The sequence below is a fragment of the Salipaludibacillus keqinensis genome (genome assembly GCF_003226325.1).
In the GTDB taxonomy this organism is placed as follows: Bacteria; Bacillota; Bacilli; order Bacillales; family Salisediminibacteriaceae; genus Salipaludibacillus; species Salipaludibacillus keqinensis.
In genome coordinates this window covers 1,324,621-1,344,805 of record NZ_PDOD01000001.1, presented here as the reverse complement: position 1 = coordinate 1,344,805, position 20,185 = coordinate 1,324,621, and the positions used below count along the sequence as shown (strand labels likewise).

At 38.0% G+C, this 20,185-nt stretch carries 20 protein-coding genes; 3 read left to right on the top strand and 17 right to left on the bottom strand.

The genetic code is table 11. The annotated features are described in order from the left end of the window. Positions 1-242 precede the first annotated feature (242 nt). The 11 genes from CR194_RS06680 to pgmB all read right to left on the bottom strand — a co-directional run bounded on the left by CR194_RS06680 (position 243) and on the right by pgmB (position 11,884). Positions 243-536, bottom strand: coding sequence for an HPr family phosphocarrier protein (locus tag CR194_RS06680; RefSeq protein ID WP_110608827.1), 294 nt, complete (start codon positions 534-536; stop codon positions 243-245). 179 nt (positions 537-715) lie between these two features. Beyond that, a complete protein-coding gene (locus tag CR194_RS06675; RefSeq protein WP_110608826.1) occupies positions 716-934 on the bottom strand; it encodes a hypothetical protein in 219 nt (72 codons plus the stop codon). 147 nt (positions 935-1,081) lie between these two features. Further along, the gene (locus CR194_RS06670) at positions 1,082-2,113 is read right to left on the bottom strand and encodes an aliphatic sulfonate ABC transporter substrate-binding protein (protein ID WP_110608825.1); all 1,032 of its coding nucleotides are present in this window, start codon (positions 2,111-2,113) and stop codon (positions 1,082-1,084) included. An 18-nt stretch (positions 2,114-2,131) separates the two neighbouring features. Next, complete coding sequence (locus CR194_RS06665; RefSeq protein WP_110608824.1) at positions 2,132-2,896, bottom strand: ABC transporter permease; 765 nt, start codon at positions 2,894-2,896, stop codon at positions 2,132-2,134. Next, on the bottom strand, positions 2,829-3,674 hold the full coding sequence (locus tag CR194_RS06660) for an ABC transporter ATP-binding protein (protein WP_110608823.1): 846 nt from the start codon (positions 3,672-3,674) through the stop codon (positions 2,829-2,831). Before CR194_RS06660 ends, CR194_RS06665 begins: the two co-directional genes overlap by 68 nt. Positions 3,675-3,864: 190 nt before the next feature. Then, positions 3,865-4,854: a hypothetical protein gene (locus tag CR194_RS06655; protein ID WP_110608822.1), complete on the bottom strand. Its 990-nt coding sequence runs from the start codon at positions 4,852-4,854 to the stop codon at positions 3,865-3,867. A 150-nt stretch (positions 4,855-5,004) separates the two neighbouring features. Then, the gene (locus tag CR194_RS06650) at positions 5,005-5,712 is read right to left on the bottom strand and encodes a class I SAM-dependent methyltransferase (protein WP_110608821.1); all 708 of its coding nucleotides are present in this window, start codon (positions 5,710-5,712) and stop codon (positions 5,005-5,007) included. 105 nt (positions 5,713-5,817) lie between these two features. After that, entirely contained in the window at positions 5,818-5,967 is a 150-nt protein-coding gene (locus CR194_RS20215; protein WP_158282190.1) for a hypothetical protein, read from the bottom strand. A 62-nt stretch (positions 5,968-6,029) separates the two neighbouring features. Beyond that, a complete protein-coding gene (locus tag CR194_RS06645; RefSeq protein WP_146035918.1) occupies positions 6,030-9,620 on the bottom strand; it encodes a dynamin family protein in 3,591 nt (1,196 codons plus the stop codon). A 94-nt stretch (positions 9,621-9,714) separates the two neighbouring features. Beyond that, positions 9,715-10,953, bottom strand: a complete 1,239-nt coding sequence (gene fabF, locus CR194_RS06640) for a beta-ketoacyl-ACP synthase II (RefSeq protein WP_110608819.1) — start codon at positions 10,951-10,953, stop codon at positions 9,715-9,717. 268 nt (positions 10,954-11,221) lie between these two features. Beyond that, entirely contained in the window at positions 11,222-11,884 is a 663-nt protein-coding gene (gene pgmB / locus CR194_RS06635; protein WP_110608818.1) for a beta-phosphoglucomutase, read from the bottom strand. Positions 11,885-12,030: 146 nt separating this feature from the next. On the opposite strand from pgmB, the gene CR194_RS06630 reads away from it, so the two are divergent. Beyond that, a complete protein-coding gene (locus tag CR194_RS06630; RefSeq protein ID WP_110608817.1) occupies positions 12,031-12,348 on the top strand; it encodes a hypothetical protein in 318 nt (105 codons plus the stop codon). An 87-nt stretch (positions 12,349-12,435) separates the two neighbouring features. Here CR194_RS06630 and CR194_RS06625 read toward each other — a convergent pair whose 3' ends face one another. Further along, on the bottom strand, positions 12,436-13,284 hold the full coding sequence (locus tag CR194_RS06625; RefSeq protein ID WP_233254249.1) for an SDR family oxidoreductase: 849 nt from the start codon (positions 13,282-13,284) through the stop codon (positions 12,436-12,438). Then, positions 13,274-13,675, bottom strand: coding sequence for a hypothetical protein (locus CR194_RS06620; RefSeq protein ID WP_110608815.1), 402 nt, complete (start codon positions 13,673-13,675; stop codon positions 13,274-13,276). Before CR194_RS06620 ends, CR194_RS06625 begins: the two co-directional genes overlap by 11 nt. A 276-nt stretch (positions 13,676-13,951) precedes the next feature. Between CR194_RS06620 and CR194_RS06615 the strand changes: the two genes are divergently transcribed. After that, on the top strand, positions 13,952-15,289 hold the full coding sequence (locus CR194_RS06615; protein WP_110608814.1) for a hypothetical protein: 1,338 nt from the start codon (positions 13,952-13,954) through the stop codon (positions 15,287-15,289). A 159-nt stretch (positions 15,290-15,448) separates the two neighbouring features. On the opposite strand, the gene CR194_RS06610 is transcribed toward CR194_RS06615, so the two are convergent. The 3 genes from CR194_RS06610 to CR194_RS06600 all read right to left on the bottom strand — a co-directional run bounded on the left by CR194_RS06610 (position 15,449) and on the right by CR194_RS06600 (position 16,648). Then, the gene (locus tag CR194_RS06610) at positions 15,449-15,649 is read right to left on the bottom strand and encodes a KOW motif domain-containing protein (protein ID WP_110608813.1); all 201 of its coding nucleotides are present in this window, start codon (positions 15,647-15,649) and stop codon (positions 15,449-15,451) included. 125 nt (positions 15,650-15,774) lie between these two features. Beyond that, complete coding sequence (locus tag CR194_RS06605; protein WP_110608812.1) at positions 15,775-16,110, bottom strand: aspartyl protease family protein; 336 nt, start codon at positions 16,108-16,110, stop codon at positions 15,775-15,777. An 88-nt stretch (positions 16,111-16,198) separates the two neighbouring features. Further along, on the bottom strand, positions 16,199-16,648 hold the full coding sequence (locus CR194_RS06600; RefSeq protein WP_110608811.1) for an MOSC domain-containing protein: 450 nt from the start codon (positions 16,646-16,648) through the stop codon (positions 16,199-16,201). Positions 16,649-16,761: 113 nt separating this feature from the next. On the opposite strand from CR194_RS06600, the gene CR194_RS06595 reads away from it, so the two are divergent. Continuing rightward, entirely contained in the window at positions 16,762-17,880 is a 1,119-nt protein-coding gene (locus CR194_RS06595) for a metallophosphoesterase (RefSeq protein WP_110608810.1), read from the top strand. Here the strand turns inward: CR194_RS06595 and CR194_RS06590 are convergent. Continuing rightward, entirely contained in the window at positions 17,864-20,062 is a 2,199-nt protein-coding gene (locus tag CR194_RS06590; protein WP_110608809.1) for a DNA topoisomerase III, read from the bottom strand. The two genes, CR194_RS06595 and CR194_RS06590, sit on opposite strands and share 17 nt — an antisense overlap. Positions 20,063-20,185: the final 123 nt, after the last annotated feature.

The following is a 20,185-nucleotide window of genomic DNA, read 5'->3' as shown; positions in this document are numbered from 1 at the left end:
CAAATACAATGGGAAATGAGAATATTAGATACGAATTATTTGAAAGAAATGAAAAGAAGAGGTTTGTTCTTTCTGGGAGTATATATAGAAATGCGCGTGATGATTTTTTTGTGGATGAATATAAGCTACTTTTCTTCCCAATTTATATCAGGAAAAAAAGTAGCCTCAGTTTCTGTAGAAGAATTTATTGAGCACAGTGTGAGGTGTTCGCTAAAGGGTTACAAAGGTAATAACAGTCATTTCTACTCTGCAATAGGTGTATTGATTCCAGGAACAGTAGGTGGCCTGTCAATCAAATGGGTTAAATGACTAACAGCTTCCTCTGCATCTTCTCCCGTAGCTACAACAGTAATTGTTTCATTTTGCTTCATCCCGATTAATCCGTTGACTAGGCCAAGAACGCATTTAGAGTTATAAGCTGTATTGTTTTTGTAGATATATACATCACTCGTATATTCACTACTCGCATGTACCAGTGCCAATACCTGTGTGATCGTGCACAATTCTTGCAGTCTAAGTTCTTTTGTTATTTTCATCACACTGCCTCCTTATCACTCTATGATCGTTCTTAACGTTATTATAATGTGTTCCGTGTTTTATTACCTGTTTTTGTTAGACAATATACCAGACTTATTCATCGGGACACTTTTAAGGGTAAGAGGTGAGCCCCTTCGCTTCCCTTGAAGGAGCTCTTCTGAATAACTAAATAAAGCAATTAAATCCAAGAAAAAGGTGGGGGCTGCTTATCATCACTATCTTCTTTCTCGTCGCTACTTTTTAACTCCTTCGAATTTTCTTCTGTATCACTTTCTTTTGGCTCACTATCTGCTACTGGTCTCTTACCAAACATAATCTCTGTCCACGGATCTACAGAAGGTTTATTATTTTCGTCCTTTTCAGGTTGATTAACTTGGTCGGTCTCGTGATTATCCATTGTTCGTCCCTCCTCCATTCAAAGTAATCTCCTTCATATTGTATTCGATCAAGTACGGTCTGATTGGGCTCTTGGGATGAGGATTGATCTTGAGAAAGTGTATATAAAAAAAGGATAATTGAGGATTTCCTCAATTATCCTTTCAACTTATTCTTCTTCAAGTATCTTGTCTAAAATAGAAGTATCGACAAAACCATCGAGATCTGGATCTTCATCCATAAATTCAAGTTCATAAGAGGCGTTAGCCCATTCTTGAAGAGCATCAGCATGAGTTTCTGTTGTTACTTCCATACGCTGCCAAGCTTTTTCTAAAACATGCTCAGGTAAACGAGTTTGAGTAAGTCCATAGATCAAATCATTTACCGTTTCTAACGTATCTTCTTCATTATTTTGTGCAAATTCAACTGATCGGTTGTGAGCTCTTAACGCTTGTTCCACTTGTTCCGGATTTTCGTCGATAAATTCTTGGGTTGTAACTAAAACGACGCTGGCCAGTTCTTCACCTAGAAAAACTTCATTCCACTCTGTAACAACATTAGCATTGTGTTCTTCCACAAGAAGAGTTCCCCAAGGTTCAGGTGCCGCTGCGGCATCAATTTGTCCTTGTTCAAACATAGCGACCATGCTTGCAGGGTTTACTCTTGATTGATGTTCCACTTCTCCATTACGGCGATTTGTTTTCATCCCTTTTTCTTGAAGCATAATTTCCAGTTGGACATTATGGGTGCAACCATTACCAGGTGTGCAAAATGATTTTCCGGGAAAGTCTTCTAAACTGTGAATACCTGAATCTTCTCTCGAAACAATTAATGTAGCTCCGTTCGCTGCAGCACCAATGACTACCACATCTCCACCAGACAAGTAATAGTTAATGGCAGGACCAGGGCCAACATATCCTAAGTCAATAACACCTGTATCTAAAGCGTCAATAAAATCATTCCCATTAGGATAGTTCAAAAATTCTACTTCACCATCTATTTCATCTGAAAAATACCCTTTTTCTTTACCAATAATCCCGGCTGCATGATCCAAGTTAGGGAAATAGCCAATATTGACCTCGCCGCCCCCACTTTCTGAACTACCAGTTGTTTCATTACCTGAATTTTCTTCGCCAGCCCCACATGCTGAAACCACCAATATTGACGCAGTTAGAGCTAAACCACTTAAAATCTTTTTCATCCATTTTTCCTCCTTGTTTTATGAACCTGAATTTGTTAAACCCCAACGTGATAATACTTTTTTTTCAATTTTGCTAAATAGAAAATATTCTACAATTAATCCGATACATGAAATGATGATCATGATCGCTACGACCAAATCCATATTAAAGAAGTCTCTGGCGTCCATCAATGTTCGCCCTAATCCCCCCCGACCGATAAGTTCAGCGGCCATGAGTGCTCTCCAACCGAATGCCCATGCTAGTCTTGCGCCAGTAAGTGCAGAGGGAATGGAAGCGGGTAACATTACTTTCCAAATTAATTCAGTGTTTTTATAACCCATTGTCTTAGCGGCCCTTAATAGTATTGGCTGGACGTTCTTAATTCCCATTCGAACGTTTAAGGTCATAGCCCATGTACCACCAAGAATAACTACGAAGTAAATCGCTCCTGCCCCACCTTGGAAGACCACGAGGGCAATTGGGAGCCATACAATACTAGGAACAGATTGCAAAGCAATAACAAGTGAACCTAAAGTTTCATCAGCGATCTTAGAAACACCTAGTAAAACGCCTAAGAATCCTCCAATTAAAACCGCTAAAGTAAATCCAATAACAATGCGTTGTAAACTTTCCGCTAGCGCAGTCGCTAAAATCCCTGTCTCAAATAATCCTATATATAGTTGCTGCACCGAGCCAGACGGAGAAGGAAACAAAGAAGTTTGTTGTGAATAAATTCTAAATATGATTTCCCATATTACGATCAGTGCCGTAAAGAAGGCTAGCCTTCTGAGAGTTGAAGTCATCTCCCATCTCCTCCTTCATCACTTTTTCGATTTCTCCACCTAAAATAGCCATGATGTCCTGTTCTAGTTGAATGAATTCTGGAGAAGCCGGCACACGAGGTCTCGGTAAGTCAACCGTATATATTTTTCTAATGCCACCTGGACGTGTGCCCATCAATACAATCCGATCGGAGAGTAAGATGGATTCACGAATATTATGAGTGACAAAGAGGATGGTTTTCTTTGTTTCTTCCCAAATATACTGAACTTCCTTATGAAGCATCATTCTCGTTTGTTCATCTAAAGCACCAAAGGGTTCATCCATAAGTAATACTTTCGGATCCATTGACAATGCTCTGGCAATGGCTACTCTTTGTTTCATGCCTCCTGATAGTTCATGAGGATATGAATGCAAAAATTTACTTAAATGAACAAGCTTTAAGTATTTTGTTGCGTGTTCTTTTGCTTCTTCTTTTTTCATTTTTTTATTAATGGCAAACATGACGTTTTCTAATACGGTAAGCCAAGGCATTAATGCTGCTTCTTGAAATACGACTCCCCTGTCAGAGCCTGGCTCCTTGATTGTCGTATCACCAACTTTGACCTTCCCACTTGTAGATTGGTCTAGGCCAGCGACAATATTTAATAACGTAGACTTACCACATCCAGATGGTCCTAATAAGGAAACAAATTCTCCAGGTTCAACAGTGAGAGACAAATCTTTAAATACTGTGAATGATTGATTTTTTTCTTTATTAGGGAAGGTTTTTTCTACTTCAGTAATCATAACCCGTTCCATTTTTCTCCCCCTATAACGACTAATATTATTTATCCTATAATCTTACTCGGAATTAATAGTATAAGTATATGATGAAGACATAAAGAGTGTCAACGATTTTTTGTGAATTACTTAAACTGTCTCTCCTGTATTGAAAATGTGCACATGAAAAGACCATAGCATACTAGCTACGGTCTTAATTTCAAATTGATCATTGATAAGATTTTTTTGATTCACACTCGTTTTTGTAGTTATCCCGCTCCAGTTTATAGATTTGTCTTCGTATAGCATTCCAATCTTCATTTGCAAGCGATGACTTTCGTAGCTTTTCAGTGATATCCTTTAATTCATCGAAATCTATTTGCTCTCCATCCTCTAGCTGATGTTTCATCTCACAAATTTCTTCTTCAATCTTCTGAGTTGAGTCATCCCATGAGAAAAACAAATTTTCCGGCTCGATTTCTTCTGATAAAATATGTTTCACTTGAAGGACCTCTTTCTTAGATCCTACTATGGAGATGTCCGTAGCATGTAGGGTCACTTCTACGGACGTATCTTCTACCTCAACCGTAAGATACTTCATTTTTTTTGCGATTTTTTTATTAAATATGTGCTCTAATACATAGGATAGTGCGATAAAACAATACCAGACAGGTTTTTTAGGATCATGGATATGAGCTGGCAAGTCATAGTCAGATAAAATCGTTTTAATTTCTTCTAAAACATCATCATATTTGCCTTTCCGGATCATGACAGCAAATTGTTCCTGAGTGTGCATCTTTATAATACTAGGTAATTTAATTAAAGGGATAATAATAACCAATAACATGGATAAAGAACCTAGCACCAACGCATAAGGATAGCCCATCACCATTTGTTTCAGAATGGAATAATCTGGATCTCTGTTTTCAATCTTTGTTGATGCGTAACCTACCGCAAGGGGCAAGAGAACCGCTAAACTAATGGAAACAATGCGAATAATGGTCTCGTCATCAGGTATAAACGGGATAAACATTTCGGCTAAATCTGGGAAAAAGACAGAGATTGCTATGTAAATCCAATACAACGATACAATACCCATAAAACTCATAACTGAACTGTCCTGGGTAGGAATTCTCCCAAAAAATGTGAGAGTAGCCATGCTAAAGAATTTACTTAGAATCTTAGCAATGGCAGTCATAATAATTCGAATATACGGCATTCTTTCCACCTGTTTCTTTGTAAGATTTAAAATTAATGGCTTGAGTATCAGAGGCAGCAAACTACCTCTGAATATATAAGGTCTTATTAGATGTACCCTTTTCTCATGAGGGTAAACACATAAACGGTTCATATTAAAACTAATTAACAATTATTTTGCGCACTTTAAAATCACGTATCCTAACTGATCTTTGTATCGCTTCGTTAATTTCATATGTTCATCTAACGTGTTTAAACATTCTTCCTCAAGGTTCACACTAAGGGACAGGTCATATAATGGATCGTCAAGATCTAGTTGTTCTTTTGCTTCGATTAATTCAATATTTAAAAATCCGGCTACTTTCAATTTTTCAATCCACTCATTTGCAGTGAAACAAGAATGCAAATTATAAAACGATTGAACCTCTCGCATTTCTTGGTTGGACAATAAGTCCAACAAAGCCATTTCATTCATGATGAAACAGCCATCTTTTTTCAGCACGCGGTATATTTCTTTTAATACGATATCAGTATTCAAGAAAGTTAGCACAGATTCAGACAGAACGAAGTCAAATTCATTTTCGGAAAAGGGTAAGTTTTCTAACGACCCTTGATGAACTTTCGCATGACTGAACTCTTTTAATTTTTCTCTGGCTTTTGAGACCATCCCCGTGTGTTGGTCAATAGCTTGCACCTGACAGCGATAAGTCTTTGCTAAAAAAACCGACGTCTCCCCAAGACCACATCCTGCATCTAATACATGAGATTCAGGTTGAATCGCTTCCTTTGATAAGAGTGATCTTGTTAAAGGCATCCCTCCAGGGTGCGCACCTGTTACTTCTAATTTGGCCAATACATCTAAATAAGAAAACTTTGTCATCCGTCTCCCCTCCCTGCTGTACGATATTCATATTCATACAAGGAGGTTACGTAAAAACCGTCCCGAATCCTTGAATTTTAAAGGATTCGGGACGGTTAACTGTAGTTATTTTGTGTTTTTCTTCTTTGCGCGATTTTGTTCTTCAGATAAGACTTCTCCTGAATCAGCGTCTCCTGGTGACTTTCCTAAAGGATTCACACTTCCTGTTTTAGTTGAAGAACTCTGTCGCCCTTTTTGGTCATAAGGTTTCCCCAATTTGATCACCTCCATCGTCACCTTTAAGGTAACCAGAGGATGATCCATTTATGCCGTGGTGATCATTCCAACGCTTTAAGAGCAGATAATTCCTTTTTCATGCCATCTTGTTCGTTCTTATCTAGAATAGCATCAAAACGTAAACTTTCTTCTTCGATTCCTTTTAATAACCGATCTTTTAACCGGGCTTCCATCATTGCTAACGAGTCTTTTGCTGCGTTTTGGAAGAGACCGTCATAATGGTTTATAAAAGAAGAAGCTTCTTCGGCCCCGATTGAAACTAGCTGTTCTTTTAATTCTTTTATTTTCCCATTCTCGAAGAAATCTTTTTTAGATTTCAAGAAAGGAAAATAAGATTTCCCGTCGATCATAAAAGTCACATCTGAAATTTTCACATCTAGCTCCATATGCTCTACGTCTTCTTCTACATATAAATAAGGCAACTGCTCGGTAATCTGTAGCTTCTCAGCTGATAACCACCGTTTGCTAGCTTGTTTCATCGCATTTTCTAACCGAATGGCTACAGCTTCTAGCTCCTGTTTTAAAAATCGTTCACCAAGGCCACGCCATTCTTGGATAGCGCTTATCAGCTGATTGTGAAGTTCTTTCTTGTTATCACCTGTTAATACTGAAACATTAATGGCTACTGGGAAGTAATCATTTAAAACAAATTTTATTCGTTGACGAAGGTATAATGAGAATTGGTCTAATTCGTGAAGAACTTCCTCGACAGTTTGGTTCATTATCAGCGATTCCACTCGATTCGTTTCATCAGAAGCCAATTTTTTAACCCTCTTTTGCTTCTCCACCTGTGCTTCCTTGTCTTGATTCATAAACGTTACAGTATCTGAAATTTTATTGGTATATTGCTGAACTTGATGTTGAAGAATTTCGAAACTTAATAGCTTTAATTCTAAGATCGTCCGTTCGTAAAATGTTTTTTCGAATGATGCAAAGCTTGATTGGCGCTCTAGGCCTGATTGTTTTTCTTGTAATCCCTCTCTACTAGAAAGGTCATACAATCTAGGGTGATCAATCCCATTTCGCTTTAATTGTTCTCTTACATGGTGCTTAACCCCTTGTAATTCCCCTTTTGTTTCAGAAAGGTCAGAGGCATTGATAATAAAATAAAGTTTATCTTGCCCGAAGCTTTCATTCACTTTTCCCATTTGTTGGAGGAAATAGTGGTCTGCTTTTGAAAAAGCGTGATTATAGTATGTTAAATAAAATACAGCGTCTGATTGTTTTAATTGCTGAAAAGCAACATTTGTATGTCTGGCATGGATGGAATTCACTCCGGGAGTGTCCACAAGCACAATCCCTTGGTTTGTTAGTTGACAATCATAATATAATGTCACTTTCTCAACTAAACAGGCGTTTTTCTCCTCTGCTACATATGGCTGCAGCTCATCCAAGGAAACGGTCAACGTTTCTCCAAAAGTCATGGAACTGTTTTTCAAACTGGATTGAATGACGGACAAATAGTTCGCACTCGTTTTTTGCCAGTTGGACACAAACGTTTGTTTATTAGGGTTCCATTGGTCCTTCAAAGAAATTAAGTCTAATTCTAGATCAAGCGAGTGGCTAATTGATTTTACCTCGTCTGTCAACGATTCTTTACTTTTAATAGAGATGACAGCTGTCCCATGGGGATAATTAGTTTCGGACTGTTTGACAGTTATCACGGTTGCAGTGGTCGGATGAGGAGAGACCGGCATGACGTCCGCTCCTAATAGGGCATTTGCGAAACTGGACTTTCCCGCACTAAAGGCACCGAAAAGAGAGATCACATACGTTTGATCTTGATTCCGTTGAATTCGCTCGAGTAATTGTCTTCTCTCGTTTTGTAACAATGGCGAGTCAGCCCTGTACTGTAATATTTCTTTCACTTGCTTCATCCAAGTGGTGCTTTCTTCTTCAGAGAACTGCATGAGATAACTATCAGGATCATTTTCTTCCTGTCGATCAATAACGGACTCGGAAGGCATCTCTACTTGATCAAACGTTTCGCTTACTTCTAATGGATAATCAAGGTTTATCGTATGAGAAAGTTCTTTATAGAAGGATTCGTTAATTGAAAGATCTTGAATCCGTTTATCCATTTCATGAAGTAGTTTCTCATAAGTTTGATTTATATGATTGATTTTCCGTTCATAGGGCTCTAATTCTTTCAAGGTTTCCAACTTCTCTTCAATGTTTTTTTGTTGGATGGCATAGGTTTCTTCCAAACCGTCAATTTGTAGCTCTAACGCTTTGTTCGCTTTCGTTTGAATCTCTTTCACAATTTTATTTGTGACTTCTTTCGTATAGGTGTAAACATAGTCCCTATTAAAAGGGCCTGTCTTTACCTGTTTATATAGCCATTCTCCAGACATGTTGATATTCAAATTTCTGACTGCTTGATTAAATTCGTCTTCATTAGTTAATTGTTTACGATCCACAGCATAGAAATACTGTTGCACATGGAATAATAATTGTGATTTTATTTTGTCTTGTAGTTCTTGCAACAACAAATCTAAGCGGCGCTCTTGTTCTTCTTTCGTTTTCTTTTTTGAAAAGAGCAACCCTTGTTTAAATCCTGGTTGGACCGATTCCAACCAATTTCTTACAAGTTCTGTCGTTGTATAAGGAAATAACGTAACGTTTTTGTATAAACGATTCATTTCTTTTTGATACGTCTCTCGAATAACGCCCTCATAATTTTTCGTTTCAGCTAGTTGTCTATATAGGGATTCTTGTTTATCTAGATCACTCGCTTGATACCCGGCTGACTCAAGTGTTTCGTGAATTTGCCTGACTTCCTCTTGTCCATCTTCTGAGATCCGGTTTTTTACAGATTGGTAAAATCCTTTCTCAAGGAGGACGTGAGAACTATTCGTAAGAGTGTGGCTATGATAAAGCAATGACTTCAAATGCTGTTCAAAAGTCGAAAATTGATTGGCAGGATGGTCCATATATTTCATGGAAGTAAAGTATAAATCGATAAAGTCAATGTTCCATTGAGTTAACATTTGCTGAATCGACTGTTTAAACGCCTCTAATGATATTTCAGATTCTTCGTGCTTGTCTATTTGGTTAATAATAATGAAAATGGGCTTTTGTAAAGAGGAAAGTTGTTTCAAAAAATAAATATTTGTTTCCGATTGCACATGGTTGTAGTCCATCACATAGACAATTAAATCTGTCGTGTAAAGTTGTTCCACGGTGACAGCTTCATGATTATCATCTGTAGAGTCTACTCCTGGAGTATCGACAATACTTCCTGCTGATCCTAAGAAAGGTAGAGGAGCATGGATCGTCATTCCGGAGGATCTATTACCATCCATTCCCCATTGGCGTACTTTCTCCCAAGGGATATCACCGTCAAAGAACAAGTCTTTTTCTTTTTCGTGCGTATGTAATGTCAACGACAGATCTCCTTGACGAATATGAATCAAATTGGCGCTTGTAGGTATTGGGCTCGTTGGCAAAACCTCAGCTTTTAATAAATGATTAAGAATAGTGGATTTTCCTGCTGAAAAATGCCCACAAAAAGCCACTTCAAAATGGTCTTGCAACTTTTTTTTGTTTATACGATCATACCGAAATTTCTCTTCTGTTGAAAAAGGCACGATACTTTGGGTGTCTGAAATCTTTTCTGTCGATGTTTTCACTATTTTCACCGTCCTTGTCACTTTTACTATAACGAAATTTCTGACAGAAAGGAAGGAAAAAACCAACCACTCAAAAGTGGTTGGTTCGTAAACATTAAGAATATTTTCTGAATACTAACGAAGCATTGTGTCCTCCAAAGCCTAGAGAATTAGAAAGTACCACGTCTACATTGGCTTCTCGGCCTGTATTTGGAACATAATCAAGGTCCACACCTTCATCAGGGGTCTCATAATTTATAGTAGGAGGAATCAATGAGTCTTTAATTGTTAATAAAGAAAAGATGGCTTCGATAGCCCCTGCGGCACCTAATAGGTGACCGGTCATTGATTTCGTCGAACTGACAGCTAAATGATGAGCATGTTTACCAAATACTTCTTTAATAGCGATCGTTTCATATCGATCATTATAGGACGTTGAGGTGCCATGGGCATTAATATAATTTACCTCATCAGTAGAGACCTCTCCGTCATTTAAGGCTAATTTCATTGCTCGCTGGCCGCCTTCCCCATTGGGAGCAGGAGTTGTAATGTGATGAGCGTCACCCGTTGCCCCATAGCCAACGATTTCACCATAAATATCAGCTCCTCTTGCTAGAGCATGCTCTAATTCTTCTAATATGACAATGCCTGAACCCTCTGCAATAACAAATCCATCACGATCTTTATCAAAAGGACGGCTGGCCTTTGCAGGATCGGGATTAGTAGATAAAGCCGTCATATTTGAGAAACCTGCTAGAGTCATTTCGGTGATGGAAGCTTCTGCCCCACCTGCAACCATGATGTCAGCATCCCCTTTTTGAACAACTCTGAAAGCATCCCCGATAGAATTAGCTCCTGAAGCACAGGCCGTCACGGAACAATTGTTCATTGCCTTAGCTCCAAGCTCTATAGAAACTCGACCTGCTGCCATGTCAGGAATGAACATTGGGATAATAAATGGACTGACACGTTTAGGACCTTTTGCTAAAAACTTTTTGTGCTGTTCCTCAAACTCATCTAACCCACCAATACCTGAACCAATCCATACACCGATTCTTTCTGCGTCTACATTTTCTCCTACATGGATACCGGCATCTTTGACAGCCATTTTACTCGCAGCGACCGCGAATTGAGTGAACCTAGCCATTCTCCGTGCTTCTTTGAAATCCATATGATCTTTTGCAACGAAGCCCTTCACTTCTGCTGCTACTTTTACTTGATATTGACTCATATCAATTCTTGAAATGGTTTCGATTCCCGATTTTCCCTGTTTAATATTTTTCCATGTTGTATCTACATCATTGCCTAAAGGACTGACCGCCCCTACTCCTGTTACGACGACTCGTTTTTTCATGTTTGCTCTCTCCTTGCTGTTCTGAATTAAATACTGTCAACATACAATTAGATTTTCGTTTCTCCGTAAAATACTGCTAGCATAATGATGTAAAAAAGAATTTAAGACTTAGTCATAATATCTACTATCTATTATCTTAACGCAAGTAAAGAAGATAATGAAGATGATATTGCAGAAAATCTACTTATGTTTTTTGTTGAAATCTTGAAAAGGAAAGAATGAGCATAGGAAGTGAGTACCGTGTAACCACGGGGCAAGAGATTAAGTGTTATCTATTTTCAACTTCTCTCTTCAATTTAGGCCATGTAATCTCTTGTGTATTCACGACGTGCCAATCTGCTTTCATCACTGCTGAATCACGACCGACACCTATAGAAAACATCGATGTTTCCTTAATCGCCTTTATCCCAGCCTCACTATCTTCTATCGCTGCACATTCAGAAGGATCTATGTTTAGTTCCTGAGCTGCTTTCAAGAAAATTTCAGGGGCAGGCTTCATATTCTTTACCTCTTTAGCTGGTACGATGGAATCGAAATAGTCGATGATTTGCAAATTCTCCAAAACGGTTTGAGCGTTTGAACTTGAAGAGGCTATAGCAGTAGAGATATGATTCTCTTTGAGCTCGTCCAAAAAAGAAATCATTCCTGGAAGAACGTCCTCTTTAGTTAAGGTCTGTATATACGATTGATAATGTTTGTTTTTAAGATTGCCTAAATGTTCTATGTCTTTCTTGCTATAGGGTTGCTCTGTTTGCTTGAGCAGCTGTTCAATCATATGCCCACGGTTCATCCCTTGAAACTGTTGGTTCATTTTTCTTGAAAATGGGACATTTAGATGTTCGGCGACTTTTTTTGTGGATAAGTAGTGAAATTCCACTGTGTCAGCTAACACCCCGTCTAAGTCAAAAATGACTGCGTTGATCGAAGTCATATCATTTTCCTCCTTAAAGGACGAACCCTTTAAGTTAGAGCAGCCAACTTGAATATCGACTCTCGCTCTTTTCACTTAGAAGGATCATCGTATATACTAACATTATCTTTTTATTCACTAATTTCTAGATGGAGAGGATTATACCGATGGAAAAAGAAAAATGGATAATGGTTGCAATTACAATGGGACTTGTCTTATACCTTGCTTTCTCCTTTGAACTAAGTCACCAATATCCTTATCTCATGACAGTCCTGATCATTTTTTCTTTCTCATTAATAAGTTTCTTTGCATTTATGAGAGAGATTAGCCGGTCATGGCTATTAAAAGGTTTTATAGTCAATGGAGTCCTTGCCATGCTTTTGCCTTTTTTTGAAGGTATGGGTCTTCTCTGGGTAACTATGTTAATGTTGGCTATTTTAAGCTTGATCTTATGTGCGGTGTATCTATTAAAACAAACTAATTGAGGAACGTAATCATATGATTCAATAATAGAAATCCTGTACTGAGCATATCGGCGCAAGTGATATGTTATTCATTATCAAATGTTGGATTCAATCTTTTTTCTTTAATTGTCTTTCTAAGATCTTCTCTACAATCGACCAAGGGAGAACAGATTTCAAGAAAATAGCTAATTTAATTCCTTTTCCTACTGGGTATCGGAACTTTGGTTTATCTTTTTGGCAAACGTGACATAGGAGGTCTACCACTTTTTCAGGTGGCTCAGAAGACAGTCCTTGTTCTGTAGCATATTCGTTCATAAAAGCCATCAGTGACTGGTATTCTTGTAAATCGGAATGAACGGCGCCATCGATTCCTTTTTGCCAAATCGATGTTTTAAATGAGCCTGCTTCAATTAAAGATGTGTAAATGTTAAATGGCTTCAGTTCAAACCGAAGGGACTCGCTGAATCCTTCAAGGGCAAATTTTGATGCGGCATACGGACCTAAGCCTGGTAAACCAATACGCCCACTGATGCTTCCCAGTAAGATGATCTTTCCGCTTCTCTGCTTTCTCATGAGGGGAATAAATGCTTTTGTGACTGCCACAGATCCAAAGAAATTCGTTTGAAATTGTTTCTCCCATTGCTCTATCTCCACTTCTTCAATAACTCCCCCCTGAGTAAATCCGGCATTATTGATTAGTATATCCAAGCGTCCATAGGTATCTTGAATATAGTTCTTAAGTTCTTCAATGTCAGTTGAATCCGTTACATCTAGACGGTGAATGTGAAGGTTTTTCTCAGAAATCTTTTGTTTCCGAGCTTCGTTCATTAATAGGGCTGACCCTTCTACATTCCGCATGGTTGCTATGACTGTGTAATGTTTTTTGGCTAAGGCTAAGGCTGTAAGAAAGCCGAAACCGCTGCTCGCTCCAGTAATCAACACGATTTTACTGGTCATTTTGAATTCCTTTGTTTGAAGCTGTTGTCGATTTATGCTTTTGGACCCATTGTCTTTCAAAGTCTTCATGGGGGATTATTTGTTTAGCTAAGTCTCTTATTAATGTGATTTCTTCTTGTTTACACAGGTTGACATTTTTTTGATACATGTTTAAGTGATCCACTTCGGCTAAATATTTAACGGTTATATTCTTGACCCCTTGCTGATCAGCCAAAAAAGCTTTCGTATGACCATCAATTAACACTAGTTCTCCGTTGTATTTAATTACAGGTAGAGGATCACTCTCTATTTCTTCCGCTTGAAATCCTTCCATAATAAGCGTTCTTAACTTATTTCGGTTCAAATACAATTGACTCGGTTGTAAATCTATTAACTCAACACTAAGTCTCATCTCTTATACACCTCAAGTCTGTTTATTTAATCTAAAACTAGTATAATATGAATTGGTCAAGGGGAAAAACTTCTGTATCCACCCATGCTCTTTTATATAATTTGAAAAGAGAGAATTCTATCTTCAATTAAATGATATTCCCAACATCTAACTTGTCTAAGTAAATACCACTGCATAGTAATGAAATTCAAATGTAAAAACAGATAGAATGACAATAAGGAGGCGGTTCCTACGGCACAGCAATGGTTATATCGAAGTTTAGGAGTAGTTTGCTATGTGACGGCTCTCCTTTATTTAGTTGGTCAATTCAATGATATCACTTGGTTAACCACCTTTTATAGTACATTAGCGGCGTTGTTGCTCATCTTTGCAATTTACAGCATCTCTATATTAAATCGGCTCGTTGTCATCGTGCTAATAACAATAGGTACAACCATCTTTTTCACTGAAGGGGCCTCACTTCAAACGTCTATCCAGGGTTTTGGACAAAATATTAGTCTATTAGCCTTGTTTGTCTTGATTCCATTAATAGGTACATTTATGTCAACAGCAGGATATTTATCGGCTTTAAAAGAAAAAGTGATAGAGCGTGAACAGTATGGAGGGAAGCATCCTTACCGATTGAGTTACATTCTTGTAGCAACCATCGGAACATTATTGAATTTTGGAACGTTAGCCATAGTGAAGCGAATTGCCGATGAAAGTTTTTCCTCATTTAAAGAACGGAAACTTATGTTACATATGATGAGAGCCTTTGCCTTTTGCATGCTTTGGTCTCCTTACTTTGTAAATGTGGGTCTTGTCTTGGTTCTCTTTGATGTGTCTTGGTTTGACATTGGTTTATTTGGATTTATTTTTGCTCTTATTTACATGGGCATCAGTGTGGTTATGCTACCACGCATTTCTTTTAAGGATGATCCTAATGTAAATTCTCCGGTGAAAACGAAAAAATTCAAACAAAAAAAATTATCATTAATTCCATTTATCACATTTTCGACCGTGCTGATTAGTTTTTCTTTAATCCTAGACTATATTCTTGAGGTGAATATGCTTACCGTAGTTTCACTAACTGCTGTTGTTCTACCTCTTATCTGGTCTGTATTCTTTGGATTATTCAAAGAATTTGTTCAAGAAGTCTATGGGCAGGTTCTGATCTCCTTCCTGAAATTCAAAAATGAGTTAGCGATTTTCATAAGTGCAGGATATTTTGGAGTGGCGATTTCTTTAACAGATCTTGGAGAAGTGATCTCAGCTATGCTATTTACATTTTCCCTTGGTTCGGTTTATTTATTTACACTTTTTATAATTATCATAACGATTTTCATGGCTCAAATTGGCGTTCACCCAATTATCATTGTCATCGGTATAGGCAGTGCCCTTTCTCCGCAAACTTTTGGAGTTAGTTCAGAATACTTAGCGTTAACCCTGCTTCTTGCATGGACGCTAGCCACTCAAGTTTCACCTTTTTCCGGTCAAATGCTTATGGTCTCTCAATTAATACGAACACCTGCGGGAACGATTGCAAAACAAAATGCTTTCTTTATATTCGTTTGTTTTTTAATACTCCCGTTTGTTTTATTTATCTTTCATAAACTTCAGTTGCTTACATTTTAAACTTCTTGGCAAAGTCGACCTCGATTTACCGGTCTCACTGACTTCAAAGGAAAGATTCCATAATCTACTTTCTACTAAAGATCCTGTGTTTAAATAAATGTCAGACTGTATAACTAATAAAAAACTGATCCCTTAATTGCGGAATCAGTTTTTATTAGTTTATTTTTCTTCAATGACGTCGTACTCGCTATGTTTGAGGACGGTTCTTGGCTTTGTTCCGTCTTCTAGTCTAATATCAAATTCCACAGAAATTGAATTGTTGTAAGCTGAAATAACTTTTGCTTGTTTTCCTTTGAATTCTCCTGCGGTCACTTTCACAGTATCTCCAGAATTCAACAACGGTTCTTCTTGCTCTGGCATAATGTTTCCTCCTTCAAAAATCGATCATTCATTTATGATCTTTTCATCGAAATAAGTTGTTCTAGAATGTGATAATAACCCCTCAGTATGCTGAGGTCAAGAACTTATAAAAAAAATCTTAGAACTTATGTTCTTGAACTTGAAATCGTCATTGAATCTAGGTTGATCTTAGCGCCTACTTTCATTAAGAAATCAACGCCAATGACACCATCTTCATTAATAGAGCTAATTCCTAATGGGAATTCACTTACTTTCAATGGTCCCACGCTGATTGAATCCATTGTTTCAGTTTTCTCGTAAGTTTGTGGATCCATTCCCAGTTTCTCTGCTAATTCATGAGAAATTATCGAACTGGGCGAACTTGTGTCGATAAGCATTCTCTCTGTTGTATGTACTTTCCCCTGGAATTTCAGTCTCATTTCAGTATATAATTTTCCATCATGACATTGAATACCTTTCATTAAATTCACCCTCTTTCTCTCAGTTTGCTTACGTTATATTTTACCACATTGTGAGTTAACTGAGATGATAAAAATTTGCATCAGGCTTTTACGGCATTTCTTCATTCTTAACCCAAGAAACAGAATCCCCTTCTTGAATTTCTCCACTGTTTAAAACCACGCCATACGCTCCTCCACGCCAATGCTCTTTCAACGCATTTTTCAATCCAGGAAGAGCTTCGTCCATTCGGTAACACGGTGTAGTTTCCCCATAAATCTTAATCTGACACGGACCTACTTGTAATGTTTTTCCTTTTGAGTGTGCTAATCGAATCCCTTTTAGCATCAAATTTGCTCTCCGTGTGGCTGGAGATAATTTTTCATTAAATTGATCCATAAGCTCAGTCCACACTTCTTCTTCCATTAAAGTGATTTGTCTTTTTCCTCCTTGATCTGCATTGTTTTCAAGTCCCTGATTTTCGACCAATCTACCGGAAATTTCTTTATCCATCGGTCCTCTACTCATTTGTTTTATCCATATAGCACGCAATTCTCCCATGCGCTCCCTCCTGTTCCTCGTTGAATTCTTTGTTTAATTCGTGTATCCATAATAAGATAATACCATGTTATGCTTTACGAGCACATTTATGATCATACTAAAGGTGGGAAGAAATGAATGTAAAAATGATGGCAAGTTTCGGATTCTTTATTCTAATCTATTCATTATTGAATGGCTATATTGGTTGGAACCTTTTCGTGTGGATGGAAGCGACTTTTCAATTGAATACCTTGTGGCCTCTTGTAGTTTTAATGATATTTTTATCATACGCTTATTTGTTCGGTCAGGTATTTAAATCTTTATCTTTATTGAAAACGATAGGAGCTTGTTGGTTTGCTTGTTTTCAGTTCGGTTTAATTGTCTTTCCTATTGTTAATCTCCTATATTGGATCGTAAGTTTATTTGCCGTCCCTGGCGAACAATTTGTTATCATCGCAGGTTTCATTGTTTTCTTATTGTTTTTAAGTTACATCGGTATTGGTTTGTATAATGCTTACCAGCCCATTGTGAAAACATACCAATTTCAGGTTCCCCGAAAAAACGCAAAACGACGGTCTTTACGTCTGGCGATTGCTTCAGATATGCATTTTGGAGGCTTGTCTGGCAAGAATCATGCTAGAAGACTTGTACGATCGATCAACAAAATAAATGCAGATTTAGTGTTGTTTCCTGGGGATTTGGTAGATGATGATCCTGATGTGTTTAAACAGAAGAGGATGGATCGAACACTTAAACAAATTAGATCAAAGTTAGGGATCTATGCTGTTCTAGGTAATCACGAATACTATGGTGGCAAAATCAAAGAGTTAACAAAGATCATGAAGCATATAAACGTGCATATCCTGCAAGACGAATCCGTTTTAGTGGATAATAGCCTTCAAATTATCGGAAGAAAAGATAAAACCGATCGAAAGCGAAAAACGATTGATGAACTTCAGTTATCTGCAGGGCAGTCTCACCCTGTCCTTGTTCTTGATCATCAACCTACGGATTTAGAAGCGATTATGAAAAGTGGCGCGGATATTTTATTGTCTGGTCATACTCACCGCGGACAAATCGCCCCGAACCAGTGGATTACAAAAAAAATATTTGAACTGGATTGGGGCTATAAAAAGAAGGAAAACTTACATGTGGTTGTGTCTTCTGGTTTTGGGTTTTGGGGTCCGCCGATTCGAATCGGCAGCCGATCAGAGGTGGTACAAATTGATGTCACATTTATTGATTCCCCTTAGCATTCTTAGAAAAAGAAAAAATGATTTTTTTCTGTTCATTATTCCATTGCAATGCAGCTGTGAATATTTTATCGTTTTTACGAAAGCCTTCAATCATTTCCGTTTCACCTTTGCTCAACAATAACTTCACCTGCTTCACAGGAATCGTTTGATGTAAGATCGTTTTAGAGAGGGTGAACTTGCAAGCTCCCTTCCTATACTCTGAACAGCCGTAAAACTTTCCTTTATCGATGACATGACCTTTGCATACTGGACAAGAGCCTACCTTGGAAGAGGAGGTTCTTTTTTTTCCTTTCCATGCTGGTTTGCTTGATTGAATCTTTTCTAAATGCTCTTTACTAAACGACCACTCAGGTGATCTCGCTAAGGCGTCATTAATGATCGACGAACAAAGTTGTTTCGCTTGCTCCAAGAAAGGTTCCATGGCGGCCTTCCCATCACCTATTTCAGCTAGACGTTGTTCCCATTTAGCCGTCATTTCAGGAGAAGCTAAGATAGATTGACCAACCGCTGCAATTAAAATACGTCCCTTTTCCGTAGGGTAGACCTGATTTTTTGTAACTTCAATATAAGAGCGATCCTTTAAAATTCCGATAATTCCTGCTCTCGTTGCCTCCGTACCTAACCCTTCTGTTTCAGCCATGACTTTAATGAGACTTTCATCATCCATATGTTTCCCCGCTGATTTCATCAGAGTAATTAAATCGCCTTCAGTAAAGCGTTTAGGGGGCTGAGTTTTGCTCTCTTTGTGATATACCTTGCCCACAACACCTTGGTTGCCTTCTTCAAGCAAAGGGAGTGTTGCTTCTTCCTTCGAATGTTTTGTTCTGTCTTGCGAAAAAGGAATCACCTTTCGCCAACCTTCTTTTTCTACTTGTTTTCCTTTTGAACGAAATGTTGCTCTTCCATCAACCAATGTTTCTATTGTCGTATAGTTCATTTTGCAAGGATCATAATGGGCTGCAATGAATTGATCAATAATCATTTTATAAATTTTTTTCTCTTCATCGCTAAAGTTGTTAGGGTCAATCACTTGTTCTGTTGGGATAATGGCGTAATGGTCCTTTACTTTTTTCTCATTTACATAACGCTTATTCCCATTAAGTGAAGGAACAGGTAGAGGGAACAAAGATTGATAGCTAGGAAGATCTTTTATTTTAGACAAAATTTCTGGAAACATCGAAGTCTCTTCTCTCGTAATGAAATTAGAATCTGTTCTAGGATAAGAAATATATCCTTTTACGTAAAGTTTCTGAGCGATATCCAACGTTTTTTTGGGTGGAAATTTAAACCGTTTATTTGCAAGCGATTGTAAGGATGACAGATTAAATAAATAAGGAGGTAAAAGATCCTTCTGGTTTTTAGAAACCTTTTGAACTTCTGCTTTCTTTCCTTTACAGAAAGCCGAGATTTTCTCAGCCTTGCTTGATTCGGTCAACCGAGAGTCTCCTTCTTTGTGCCACGTTCCTTCATATAAATGCTCATGAACCGAGAATGTTGCTTTTACTTCCCAAAAGGGTTCAGGCTTAAATCGTTCAATTTCTTCTTCTCTTTTGACAATCAATGCTAGTGTTGGCGTTTGAACTCTCCCTGTCGAGAATACATCTTGTGCACCATGTTTCTGGAGGAGAAGTGTATAAGCTCTGGAAGCATTCATTCCTATTAACCAATCCGCATAGGCGCGACTTATGGCTTCGTTAAAGAGAGTACGCGTTGTTTCTTCATCAACCAACTGAGCGAATCCCTTTTTAACTGCGTTGGCTGTTAACGACGAGATCCAAAGTCGTTTCATCGGTTTGTTATTTTTACTCTGTTGCAAGACTAAACGAACGATGGCTTCCCCTTCCCTCTCAGCATCACCTGCAATAATGACTTCCTTAATATCAGGGTGATGTACAAATTCTTTAATGACTTTAAACGCCTTCCATTTACTTTTAATCACGCGATACTTGAATTGTTCTGGAATGATGGGGAGTCCATCGATGTGCCACTTCTTCCAAGAGGAATTATATTCTTCTGGAGGAAGCAACTCACACAAATGTCCGATCGCCCATGTAACTATAGCTCCCTCAGGAAAGAGTTCACACTTTTTAACTTGGATATGATCTCTTTTTTTTTGACTGGGAAAGGGAGCAGCCAATTTTTCTCCTTGATCAGGCTTTTCAGCGATAATGAGTTTCATAACGTTTCACCTATTCTTGAGTATTTTCATTTTGCATAGTTGTGTACGGCCGATTCTTTTTTTAAGGGAGGTGTGCTTAGGAAGTGGATTGCTAAGGGGGATGTTTCAAGTGTTGTCAGAACG